Source organism: Bacillus sp. YH3-2-B2, assembly GCF_053663335.1.
This window is the reverse complement of record NZ_JBSJQE010000003.1, coordinates 777,972-790,499: the sequence shown is the minus strand read 5'-3', so window position 1 is coordinate 790,499 and position 12,528 is coordinate 777,972. Positions and strand designations below refer to the sequence as shown.

The window sequence follows — 12,528 nt, the reverse complement described above, 5'->3', positions numbered from 1 at the left end:
AAAAAGCGACAGATCTATGGAAAATTTTTAAAAATGACATAATTACGTCGCAAAAGAAATATGAATTTCGACAGACAATCTCGTATAAATCGTCAGTTCCTTTACTTCAGCTTTAAATTCCTTCTCATTTATGGTGTATATTTTGTTTTCGATCGTCCGTTTTAAAAGTTCCTTTGTTTTATACACGCTTTCAATATCCTTTGTGATGACTTCAGAAATATTATCTTTCACCTGCTCCTCAAATTTCATCTTGTCAGGCTGGGTAATTCTGTATTTTTCCCCATTAATCAGCTTCACATCAACACTTTGGATGAGAAGTCTTTGCTTATTATCCTCATTTAATTTATGAAGATCTTTCTGATAGATGGAGATTTGGTTTTTTAAATCCCGCGCGTGCTCCCGCTGCTTTTCAATTAACGTCACCTGTTCTTCCTGAAACGTTCCGTATGTAAACAGAAAGAACAGCCAGCTGACGATGGCTCCGCACATCATTCCCGCAAAAAAACGCTGCCATCCCGGTTTTTTATAATACTCTGGAATTCTCATGATGACATATTCTCCTGGGTCAGCCATGAAATAATCAGCCAGCCGGTCTGCGCGCCGCCCATTGCTGAAATAATTAAAAGAAGCTGTTTGAAGATGTCGCGCGTGTTGCCTTCAAACAGCCCCCGCTCGAAACTGTATACCGCGTCAAATGTTCCCCCGATGGCCGCGACAAGCGCCCAGATCTTCAGTCTGTTCGCCAATTTTGTGATCGCCGTCAGCGGAGGCTCGCCTGATAAATAAGCTCCTAGTCCGCCGATCAGCGCGCCTCCGAGCAACACACCGAGAGCGATAAAATAACTGCTGATGAAATTCGCCATAAAGCCGGCTTCCTGATCCATATATACACCACCTCACTTTTCTATCATATTGAGCGAAACGGACAAGTATGATGATGAGTCAAAAAAGAACATTTGTTTCTTAAGAAAACCCGTCTTATAATGTAGAAAGGCAAAATGAACGTATGGGAAAGGAGTGGCGGCATTGTCTTTTGTTCACCTGCAAGTACATAGCGGCTACAGCCTGTTAAACAGCGCCGCTTCTGTAAAAGAGCTTGTTACACAAGCGAAGAAACTCGGATATTCATCATTGGCGCTGACGGACGAAAATGTGATGTACGGCGCCATTGAGTTTTATAAAGCATGCAAATCAAACGGAATTAAGCCGATTATCGGTCTGACGGCTTCTATATACACGGACGATACAGAGCTTGAAGCACACCCGCTCATTCTTTTAGCGGAGACAAACACCGGTTATCAGAACCTGGTGAAAATCTCAAGTGCGCTGCAATCCATGGCAAAGGGCGGCATGAAGCGAAAATGGATGAAGAGCTATCATGAGGGGCTGATCGCCATTACGCCCGGTGAAAACGGGTACATTGAAAGCCTGCTTCAAGCCGGGAAGTTTGAAGAAGCTGTCCGGGCTGCCGAAGGATTCCGGGAGCTGTTCGGAGACGGCCGTTTTTATTTAGGGTACCAGCCGTTTAAAGGACATGAGACGCTATCAGAAGAGATTCTCCGCCTGTCAGCCGAGACGGAAATCGCTGTCTGCGCTGCGGGGGATGTCCGCTATATCAAGAAAGAAGATCAAGATGCGTACCGCTGTCTGTGCGCTATTAAAGCCGGAGAGAAATGGGAGGATCAGAGCGGGAATCTGCCGGACTTATACTTGAGGGCGCCTGAAGAAATGACAGAGCTTTACACGCGGCATCCGGAGGCGATTGAAGCAGCCTCGCGTATCGCCCGGCAATGCCGGGTCGATGTCAGCCTCGGACAGACACAGCTTCCGTCTTTTCCGGCGCCGGACGGCAAATCAGCCGATGACTATTTGGCGGAAGTCTGTCATGAGGGGCTGCGTCTCCGTTTCGGCACTCCTGATGAGCGGGCTGTCCGCCGGCTTGAATATGAGCTGGACGTCATCAGGCGCATGAAATTCAGTGATTATTTTCTCATCGTATGGGACTTTATGAAGTACGCGCATGAAAAGGGCATTGTGACAGGCCCGGGAAGGGGGTCCGCGGCAGGCTCGCTTGTCGCTTACTCGCTTTTCATTACCGACGTGGATCCGCTTAAACATTCTCTGCTGTTTGAGAGATTTCTTAATCCCGAGCGGATCAGCATGCCGGATATTGATATCGATTTCCCTGATACGAGAAGGGATGAGGTCATTCAGTATGTGCAAAATAAGTACGGGGCCATGCACGTCGCCCAGATTATCACCTTCGGGACATTGGCCGCAAAGGCGGCGTTAAGGGATACCGGGAGAGTGTTCGGAATCAGCCCGAAAGAAGCCGACCAGCTTGCCCGCCTGATTCCGTCAAAACCGGGAATGACGCTTAAGGAGGCGAGGCGGCAGTCCGCTCAGCTGAACAGGCGGCTGTCCGAATCCTCCGTTCTTCATAAAGTGTTTCAGATCGCAAGGAAAATTGAAGGTCTTCCGAGACACACGTCAACACACGCGGCCGGGGTCGTTCTCAGTAAAGAGCCGCTTTCGGAAGTTGTCCCTCTTCAAGAAGGGCATGACGGCGTGTATTTAACGCAGTATGCGATGGATCACCTGGAAGATCTCGGTCTTTTGAAAATGGACTTTTTAGGTTTGCGCAACCTGACGCTTATTGAATCCATTAAAACGATGATTGAAAAAGAGACGAATACGAAAATTGATTTTTCCGAGATTTCTTATCAGGATGAAAAAACGTTCTCGCTATTGTCAAACGGTGATACGACGGGCATTTTTCAGCTGGAATCATCAGGAATGAGAAACGTGCTGAAGCGCCTGAAGCCGTCAAGACTGGAAGACATTGTCGCGGTGAACGCGCTTTACAGGCCGGGACCGATGGAAAATATTCCGTTATTTATCGATCGGAAGCACGGCCGCGCGCGTGTGGAAGTGCCGCACGAGGACGTAAGAAATATTCTCAGTGACACTTACGGCGTCATCGTCTATCAAGAGCAGATAATGATGATCGCCTCGCGCATGGCAGGGTTTTCATTAGGTGAAGCGGATCTGCTCAGACGGGCTGTCAGCAAAAAGCAAAAGGACATTCTGGACAGAGAGCGAAGCCATTTTGTTGAAGGGTGCTTAAAAAAGGAGTATTCTGTAGTCACTGCAAACGAGGTCTACGATCTGATTGTAAAATTCGCTAACTACGGCTTCAACAGAAGCCATGCTGTCGCATACAGCATGATCGGCTATCAGCTCGCCTATTTAAAGGCGCATTATCCGTTATATTTTATGTGCGGGCTGTTGACGAGCGTCATCGGCAATGAGGACAAAATATCGCAATATCTGCATGAAGCGAAGGGGAGCGGGATTCAAGTCCTTCCGCCGTCAATAAACAAAAGCGGTTTTCCGTTTGCGCCGGAAAACGGAGCCGTCAGATACAGTTTGCGGGCCGTTAAAAACGTAGGCGTCTCGGCAGTGAAAGATATTTATAAAGCAAGAACACATAAACCGTTCGAGGATCTTTTCGATTTCTGCTTTCGCGTACCTGCAAAAAGCGTGAATCGGAAAACCATCGAAGCCCTTATATTTTCTGGCGCCATGGACGAATTCAATCAAAATCGCGCCGCCTTGCTGGCTTCCGTTGATGTGGCTTTAGAGCACGCTGAACTTTTTCGTGCAGACGATGACCAAATGGGATTGTTTTTGGAAGAATCGTTCTCCATTAAGCCAAAATATGTAGAGGCTGAGGAATTTCCGCTCGTGGACAAGCTTCGGTTCGAAAAAGAAGCTCTCGGTGTTTATTTCTCAAGCCATCCTTTGTCTGCTTTCAGGGATCTCCTGAACAAACGGGGGGCGCAAGCGATCACAGCAGCGCGGCAGATGCCGAAGGGACAGCTGTCAATCGGCGCTTTGCTCGCGGGCATCAAAACGATTCGGACAAAGACAGGTCAGCATATGGCGTTTCTCACATTAAGCGATGAAACGGGAGAAATGGAAGCCGTCGTGTTTCCTGACCAATATAGAAGGCTGTCTCCGCTGTTAAAAGAAGGCGCGCTTTTATTCGCCGCCGGAAAAATGGAAGAGCGTCAGGAGAAGACACAATTCATCATGTCATCCGCCTCTCTTCTTGAGCAGACGGAGGCAGACAGAGCGCCGTCTGTTTACATCAAAATCGAAGGCAGCCGGCACAATCAGGAGTTTTTGGAAAAGATGAAGCGTATTTTACTGGAGCATAAAGGGGAAACCGGCGTTTATCTATATTATGAAAAAGACAAGCAGACGATCAGGCTGCCGGATACTTTTCATATTCAGGCGGACCATCAGGCGTTATACCGTTTAAAAGAGCTGCTGGGCCGCGAAAACGTCGTGTTAAAATAGTGGTAACAATAATCGTTTTGTTATACAATTGAAACAATTGTGCTATCTTATTTAAAGATTCTGAAATTTTTCACCTCCAGCGATTGTACCAGTCTATGCGGCAGAATATGTAACAAAGTACTTAAAAGGAGTGTTTAGAATGTCATTAAGAGAAGAAGCGTTACATTTACACAAAGTAAATCAAGGAAAGCTGGAATCAAAAGCAAAGGTAGAAGTCAGAAACGCGGACGACTTAAGCCTTGCCTACTCTCCCGGAGTAGCTGAGCCTTGTAAAGAGATTTATGACGATAAAAATAAAGTATATGATTATACAATGAAGGGGAACATGGTAGCAGTCGTAACAGACGGATCAGCCGTTCTCGGTCTCGGTAATATCGGGCCTGAAGCTTCACTTCCGGTCATGGAAGGGAAAGCGGTGCTGTTCAAAAGTTTCGCGGGCGTGGATGCATTCCCGATCGCGCTTGACACAAACGATGTGGACAAAATCATTGACACTGTAAAGCTGCTTGCACCGACATTCGGCGGTGTCAACCTTGAAGATATTGCGGCGCCGAACTGCTTCATTATCGAAGAGCGCCTGAAAAAAGAAACAAACATTCCGGTTTTCCACGATGATCAGCACGGCACTGCCATCGTAACCGTTGCCGGACTTGTAAACGCGCTGAAATTATCAGGAAAATCCATGTCATCCATTAAAGTTGTGGCAAACGGAGCGGGAGCGGCAGGCATCGCGATCATCAAGCTTCTTTACCATTTCGGCGTACGCGACATCGTGATGTGCGACTCTAAAGGAGCGATTTACGAAGGGCGTCCGGCCGGCATGAACGCGGTGAAAAACGAAGTGGCCAAGTTTACAAACCAAGACCGCAACGACGGTTCGCTACAGGATGTCATTAAAGATGCAGACGTCTTTATCGGCGTATCAGTCGAAGGCGCGCTGACGAAAGAAATGGTGGAGAGCATGGCGAAAGATCCGATTATCTTCGCAATGGCCAACCCGAATCCGGAAATCATGCCTGAAGACGCGCGCGCAGCCGGCGCTAGCGTAATCGGAACAGGCCGTTCTGATTTCCCGAACCAGGTTAACAACGTGCTGGCATTCCCTGGAATTTTCCGCGGGGCGCTTGACGTTCGCGCGACTCACATCAACGAAGAAATGAAAATTGCTGCGGTTGAAGCGATTGCTTCCCTTGTTTCAGAGGAAGAATTAAGCGCTGATTATGTCATCCCGGCTCCGTTTGACAAACGCGTGGCTCCTGCCGTTGCGAAAGCTGTTGCGAAAGCAGCGATGGAAACGGGCGTCGCCAGAATTACGGTCGATCCTGAAGAAGTGGCTGAAAAAACAAGACAGCTCACGGTCATCGGCGAATAATAACACAAAAATTGAAATGGCAGCGCGTTGGAAAAAACAACGCGCTGCTGTTCAATATACGGACTGCCGGCATTTTTTTAAGGGCAGGTCTTAAAAAAATTTCAGCAGAATCCTTATTTCTTTTGAAAACGCTGACAGATAAGGCTGAACAACGCTTTTGACGGTATGAAATCCGTCCGTTTCCGTCTGTTTTGCAGCAAAAAATGTCGAATGGAGGATGACACCGTTTGACAAAAAAAGTACAATAGTTTCGGTAAAGTTATTATTAAGTCTATCTAATCGGAAGACATGCAGTGAAGAGAACCCTTCACAAAAGGGAGGTAATCATTTGTTAAAGGATATATTCACAAAAAAGAAAAAATATGCTTCCGTGCCGTCTGAGCAGGCAAAACATGATGTTCCGGAAGGCATTATGACAAAGTGCCCCAAATGTAAAAAAATCATGCTCACAAAAGAGTTAGATAAAAACCTGCGCGTCTGCATGAACTGCGGGCACCATTTCCCGATGAATGCAAAGCAGCGCATTGAAAGCCTCCTGGATGAAGACTCATTCGAAGAATTCAACCAGGGAATGATATCTGAAAACCCGCTCGGTTTCCCGGAATACTTAGAAAAAATCGAAAAAGACCGTGAGAAAACATCGCTGAATGAAGCGGTGGTTACCGGCAAAGGAACCATCAGCGGATTCCCTGCCGTGATCGCAATCATGGATTCAACATTCCGAATGGGCAGCATGGGTTCGGTTGTCGGCGAAAAAATCACGCTTGCAATTGAAAAAGCAAAAGAGGAAAAAGTCCCATTTATCATCTTTACCGCTTCCGGCGGCGCACGTATGCAGGAGGGGGTCTTAAGTCTTATGCAAATGGCAAAGACAAGCTCTGCATTAAAACTGTTCAGTGAGGAGCAGGGACTGATTATTTCTGTCATGACCCACCCGACGACAGGCGGCGTATCGGCCAGTTTCGCGTCTCTCGGTGATTATAATTTCGCTGAACCGGGCGCCTTGATCGGATTTGCCGGAAGACGTATTATTGAACAGACGATCGGGGAAAAACTGCCGGAAGATTTCCAGACGGCGGAATTTTTATTAAAGCACGGCCAGCTTGATGCGGTGATTCACCGAAACGACATGAAAGACAAACTCGCATTTCTGCTGGACATGCACCAAACAGGAGGTGAGCATGAGTGGCTGCAAGATTAGAATTTGAAAAACCGGTGATTGAACTGCAGACGAAAATCGCCGAACTGAAAAAATTCACCCAAGATTCGGAGATGGATTTAAGCGCTGAAATCGCAAGGCTTGAAGACCGGCTCAGCAAGCTCCAGGATGAGATTTATAAAAATCTGAAGCCGTGGGACAGAGTGCAGATCGCACGCCTTCCCGACCGGCCGACGACGCTTGATTACATTCAATACCTGTTTACCGACTTTTTTGAGTGCCACGGAGACAGAACATACGGAGATGATGCTGCGATTGTCGGCGGAGTCGCCAAATATCACGGCATGCCGGTCACCGTCATCGGACATCAGCGCGGAAAAGACACGAAAGAAAACCTTGTCCGCAATTTCGGGATGCCTCACCCTGAGGGCTACCGCAAAGCGCTTCGTCTCATGAAGCAGGCGGATAAGTTCAACCGCCCGATTATCTGCTTCATCGACACGAAGGGAGCGTACCCGGGTAAAGCGGCGGAGGAACGGGGACAAAGTGAAGCCATCGCCAAGAACCTGTTCGAGATGGCCGGCCTGACAGTGCCTGTCGTTTGTATCGTCATCGGGGAAGGCGGCAGCGGAGGCGCGCTTGCGTTAGGTGTGGGCAACCGCATGCTGATGCTTGAGAACTCGACGTATTCCGTTATTTCTCCTGAAGGAGCCGCATCCATTTTGTGGAAAGACTCCAGCCTTGCGAAAAAAGCGGCCGAAACCATGAAGATTACTGCGCCCGATTTATTAGAATTAGGAATTATTGATGATATGATTAAAGAAGTGAAGGGCGGAGCTCACCATGATATCAAGCAGCAGGCGGGCTACATTGACGGTATTCTTAAAGAAACGTTAAAATCTCTTCTTCAATTGAACGCCAAAGAATTGATCTCACAGCGCTATGAAAAATATAAAGCAATCGGGAAAGTTTCGGTTGAGGATCAATATATCGGGGTAAACTGAATAGACGTGAAGCCTATGGCTCACGTTTATTTTTTGTGATTTTTGTGATATTCCTTAAATTTTATTTAAAAACAATTTATTTAATTGTATAATAGGTAAGGTTTCATGGGAGCTCAGGCGTCCCTTTTCATTGTTTTAGGGCAATGATCATGATATGTTTAACATATATATGTTGCTGAGGTGAATAGGAAATGAAGCGTATAGGAGTACTAACGAGCGGCGGGGATTCCCCGGGTATGAACGCTGCGGTGCGCGCGGTTGTGCGGAAAGCTATCTACCACGACGTCGAAGTGTACGGAATTTATAACGGTTATTCAGGATTAATCAGCGGAAAAATAGAAAAACTGGAGCTGGGTTCGGTCGGTGACATCATCCACCGCGGCGGAACAAAGCTGTATACGGCCAGATGTCCTGAATTCAAAACAGTTGAAGGCCGTGAAAAAGGAATCGAAAATTTAAAGAAACTCGGCATTGAAGGTCTTGTCGTCATCGGCGGAGACGGTTCATACATGGGTGCGAAAAAATTAACGGAACACGGGTTTCCGTGTGTGGGTGTACCGGGTACGATAGATAATGACATCCCGGGAACTGATTTTACGATCGGATTTGATACGGCGTTAAACACCGTAATTGATGCGATTGATAAAATCCGTGACACCGCTACGTCTCATGAGCGTACATACGTTATTGAAGTGATGGGGCGCCATGCGGGCGACATTGCTTTATGGGCAGGTCTTGCAGGCGGAGCGGAATCAATTTTAATTCCTGAAGCGGACTACGATATGGAGGAAATTATCGGCCGTTTGAAGAGAGGGCACGACCGCGGCAAAAAACACAGTATCATCATCGTTGCAGAAGGGGTAGGCAGCGGGGTTGAATTCGGAAAACGCATCGAAGAAGAAACGAACCTTGAAACACGGGTATCCGTTTTAGGGCACATCCAGCGCGGCGGATCTCCAAGCGCTTCTGACCGGGTTCTTGCAAGCCGCCTCGGCGCTTACGCGGTTGAGCTTCTGCTTAAAGGAAAAGGCGGACGCTGCGTAGGTATACAAAACAACAAGCTTGTAGACCATGATATTATAGAAATTTTAGAATCAAAACATACTGTTGAACCAAACATGTATCAGCTTTCAAAAGAACTGTCTATTTAAGGCGGAAGAAGCTGAAGATTTCAGAAGGAAGTGAACGAGTTGAAAAAAACAAAAATCGTTTGTACAATCGGTCCGGCCAGTGAAAGTGTAGAAATGCTGACAAAATTGATGGAAGCGGGTATGAACGTTGCTCGTCTGAATTTTTCACACGGTGATTTCGAAGAGCACGGCGCAAGAATCAAAAACATCAGAGAAGCCAGCAAAAAGCTCGGCAAAAACGTGGGGATTCTCCTCGATACGAAAGGTCCGGAAATCCGCACGCACGATATGGAAAACGGCGCGCTTGAGCTTCAGGCGGGAAATGAAATTATCGTTTCTACGAAACAGGTGCTGGGAACGCTTGAAAAATTCTCAGTTTCTTATGAAGGCCTGGCAGACGACGTGTCAGCAGGGTCTATCATCCTGCTGGATGACGGTTTAATCGGATTGGAAGTGCTGGAATCAAATCCGGAAAAACACGAAATCAAAACAAAAATCTTAAACAGCGGCACGCTGAAAAATAAAAAAGGCGTAAACGTTCCCGGCGTCAGCGTCAACCTTCCCGGAATTACTGAAAAAGACGCCAAAGACATCGTATTCGGTATCGAGCAAGGCGTTGATTTCATCGCTGCGTCATTTGTACGCCGTTCTACGGATGTCCTGGAAATCCGCGAACTGCTTGAAGAGCATAACGCGTCTGACATTCAAATCATTCCTAAGATCGAGAACCAGGAAGGCGTGGACAACCTGGATGCGATCCTGGAAGTATCTGACGGCCTAATGGTAGCGCGCGGAGACCTCGGCGTAGAGATTCCGGCCGAAGAAGTGCCGCTCGTGCAAAAAGAAATGATCAAAAAATGCAACGCGCTGGGCAAACCGGTTATTACTGCGACACAAATGCTAGACAGCATGCAGCGCAACCCTCGTCCGACACGTGCTGAAGCAAGTGACGTTGCTAACGCCATTTTCGACGGCACAGATGCGATCATGCTTTCCGGTGAGACGGCTGCGGGACAATATCCTGTTGAGGCGGTTCAAACAATGTTTAACATTGCCACACGCACGGAAGAATCTCTGAACTATAAAGAAATTCTGTCTAAACGCAGAGATCAGGTCGGCATGACGATTACCGATGCGATCGGCCAATCAGTTGCGCACACGGCGATCAATCTGAGTGCGGCAGCTATCGTGACGCCTACAGAAAGCGGCCATACGGCGCGTATGATCGCGAAATACCGTCCGCAGGCTCCGATTGTAGCCGTTACGGTTAATGAGTCTGTATCACGCAAACTCGGCCTTGTATTCGGTGTATTCCCGTCAAGCGGCCAAAACGCGAATTCTACAGATGAAATGCTTGAAGACGCGGTTCAAAAATCACTTGACAGCGGCATCGTGAAACGCGGTGATCTGATTGTCATTACAGCAGGTTCTGTCGGTGAATCAGGCACAACGAATCTGATGAAAGTCCACACTGTCGGCAGCATTATCGCGAAAGGGCAAGGCATCGGACGCAAATCTGCATTCGGTCCGGTCGTTGTTGCAAAAAATGCGAAAGAAGCTGAACAAAAAATGACAGACGGCGCAGTATTGGTTGCTTCAAGCACTGACCGCGACATGATCGCTTCACTTGAAAAAGCATCAGCGCTCATCACTGAAGAAGGCGGTCTGACAAGCCATGCAGCCGTTGTCGGTTTAAGCTTGGGCATTCCGGTTATTGTCGGCCTTGAGAACGCAACTTCAGTTTTAACAGAAGGACAGGTTATCACAGTTGACGCTGCCCGCGGCGCTGTGTATGAAGGCCGCGCAAGCGTTCTTTAAACAGCTTTAAAAAAGAGAGGGGGGTTCTCCCTTCTCTTTTGTCTTTAGGTTGATTTTCCTATTCCCATGCGGGCGGTGACGCGCTTTTAGAAGGGCAGGAGGGCAGAAAAATGAGAGTGTTATTCTTACTGTTTATCGTATGTCCGGCAATTGAAATCGGTTTGTTTCTGCTGGCGGGAAAATGGCTCGGTATTTTTCCGACCTTCCTTCTCATCATTTTGACAGGCGTGTTAGGCGCTTTGGTGGCAAAAAGACAGGGAACCGATGTGTATCATCGGGTGATGCGCGACCTGCAGCACGGCAAAATGCCGGGGGAAGCGCTTCTTGACGGAATATGCGTCTTTTTCGGAGGCCTGCTTTTGATGCTTCCGGGTTTTCTGTCCGATATTGCAGGGGCCTGTCTTCTGATTCCGTTCACTCGGAACCGCATGAAGCCGTTTTTGTTCAAATGGCTGAGAGGGATGTCAAAAAACAAGCGGATCATTATCAAATAAAAAACGGCAGCCTTCTTACAGGGCTGCTGTTTTTATTTGGATTGAACAGTAATATAGGCCCATATTTCTTTTAGAGCGCCCGTTGTGATAAAGGCCTGAATGAAAACGAGCAGCGCGGGCCCGGCAGCCAGTCCTAAAATTCCGAACAATTTAAAGCCGGCAAACAGGGCGATTAAGGTCGCAAGCGGATCAAGTCCGATTGACTTGCTTAAAATTTTCGGCTCCGTCAGCTGGCGCTGAATGAGAACCACAATATATAAAACACCGAGACCGATCGCTTGGGGAAGCTGACCGGCAATGGCCAAATACATAATCCAGGGAACAAAGACCGACCCGGCGCCGAGATACGGGAGCAGATCAACCAGGCCGATAAAAAAGGCGATGGTTGCCGCATGCTCAATCCCTAAAAGAAAAAGTCCGATAAAGACAATGATCATCGTGAAAAGTATGAGCACGGCTTGCGCCTTAATGAAACCTGCCATCGCTTTTTTCAGCTCTCCCGATACGGCCTTGGCGTTTGCTGAAACCCGTTCCGGAAAAATGGAATAAAGCAGCGCCTTCAGCTTATGCCAGTCCTTTGTCATAAAAAAAGTCGCCAGCATTGCGAAAATGAAGACGGCAGCTGTATTGGGAAGGAAGGCAATCCATTTCGGCACCAGCTCCAAAAGATGTGAAAGCATGAGTCCCGCATTTTTAGCGGCTGTATCACCGAGGGTCTGAATATGCGTCACGATGGAAGCCTGCTGATTGGTTTCCAGCCCGTTAAATAGGACGGTCAGCTCGTGGTACAATGGCTGAATGCGGGAAGTGAACAGCTCTTCGCAATACGTCATAAAGGCGCTGATATGGGGAGGGAGCGTTTTGGCCAGATAGGCGGTTCCCGAAATGATTTCCGCAACGAGAAATGTCGCCGCGCCGAGAAGAATAAGCAAAAAGAAGACCAGGACAATGACTGTATTGACTGACCGGGGCAGCCCCGTCAGTTTGTCCAGCCAGTCAACAACGGGAATGATCGCTGATGACAGAATAAGGGCGATCAGAAACGGATAAGTTAACGGAAATGAGGCGTAACCGGCCGCTAAAGCGCCGCCGGCCGCAGCGAGTACAAACAGCGCGCGGAAAAAAACAGTTGCATAGTGCGGATTCACATCGATCCTCCTCTCGGTCGGCACGTCCTATTACATTA

Annotated in this window: 10 protein-coding genes; 7 read left to right on the top strand and 3 right to left on the bottom strand. The window is 47.9% G+C overall.

Annotated elements, in window-relative coordinates:
• Nucleotides 1–42: 42 nt before the first annotated feature.
• Entirely contained in the window at nt 43–546 is a 504-nt protein-coding gene (gene ytrI / locus ACWJJX_RS14105) for a sporulation membrane protein YtrI (RefSeq protein WP_454023055.1), read from the bottom strand.
• Complete coding sequence (locus ACWJJX_RS14100; RefSeq protein WP_003152438.1) at nt 543–884, bottom strand: YtrH family sporulation protein; 342 nt, start codon at nt 882–884, stop codon at nt 543–545. Before ACWJJX_RS14100 ends, ytrI begins: the two co-directional genes overlap by 4 nt.
• Before the next feature lie 142 nt (nt 885–1,026).
• On the opposite strand from ACWJJX_RS14100, the gene dnaE reads away from it, so the two are divergent.
• From dnaE to ACWJJX_RS14065, 7 genes are all read left to right on the top strand, one after another.
• The gene (gene dnaE, locus ACWJJX_RS14095) at nt 1,027–4,365 is read left to right on the top strand and encodes a DNA polymerase III subunit alpha (protein WP_454023054.1); all 3,339 of its coding nucleotides are present in this window, start codon (nt 1,027–1,029) and stop codon (nt 4,363–4,365) included.
• A gap of 139 nt (nt 4,366–4,504) precedes the next feature.
• On the top strand, nt 4,505–5,737 hold the full coding sequence (locus ACWJJX_RS14090; RefSeq protein ID WP_007613079.1) for an NAD(P)-dependent malic enzyme: 1,233 nt from the start codon (nt 4,505–4,507) through the stop codon (nt 5,735–5,737).
• A gap of 328 nt (nt 5,738–6,065) precedes the next feature.
• Complete coding sequence (gene accD / locus ACWJJX_RS14085) at nt 6,066–6,938, top strand: acetyl-CoA carboxylase, carboxyltransferase subunit beta (RefSeq protein WP_003152441.1); 873 nt, start codon at nt 6,066–6,068, stop codon at nt 6,936–6,938.
• Complete coding sequence (gene accA / locus ACWJJX_RS14080; protein WP_454023053.1) at nt 6,923–7,900, top strand: acetyl-CoA carboxylase carboxyl transferase subunit alpha; 978 nt, start codon at nt 6,923–6,925, stop codon at nt 7,898–7,900. Before accD ends, accA begins: the two co-directional genes overlap by 16 nt.
• Before the next feature lie 191 nt (nt 7,901–8,091).
• The gene (gene pfkA / locus ACWJJX_RS14075) at nt 8,092–9,051 is read left to right on the top strand and encodes a 6-phosphofructokinase (protein WP_003152443.1); all 960 of its coding nucleotides are present in this window, start codon (nt 8,092–8,094) and stop codon (nt 9,049–9,051) included.
• 39 nt (nt 9,052–9,090) lie between these two features.
• On the top strand, nt 9,091–10,848 hold the full coding sequence (gene pyk, locus ACWJJX_RS14070; RefSeq protein WP_017418349.1) for a pyruvate kinase: 1,758 nt from the start codon (nt 9,091–9,093) through the stop codon (nt 10,846–10,848).
• A 110-nt stretch (nt 10,849–10,958) separates the two neighbouring features.
• The gene (locus ACWJJX_RS14065; protein WP_003152445.1) at nt 10,959–11,342 is read left to right on the top strand and encodes an FxsA family protein; all 384 of its coding nucleotides are present in this window, start codon (nt 10,959–10,961) and stop codon (nt 11,340–11,342) included.
• Nucleotides 11,343–11,374: 32 nt separating this feature from the next.
• Here ACWJJX_RS14065 and ytvI read toward each other — a convergent pair whose 3' ends face one another.
• Nucleotides 11,375–12,490 (bottom strand): sporulation integral membrane protein YtvI, encoded by a 1,116-nt coding sequence (ytvI, locus tag ACWJJX_RS14060; RefSeq protein ID WP_003152446.1) that lies wholly within the window; start codon nt 12,488–12,490, stop codon nt 11,375–11,377.
• Nucleotides 12,491–12,528 lie beyond the last annotated feature (38 nt).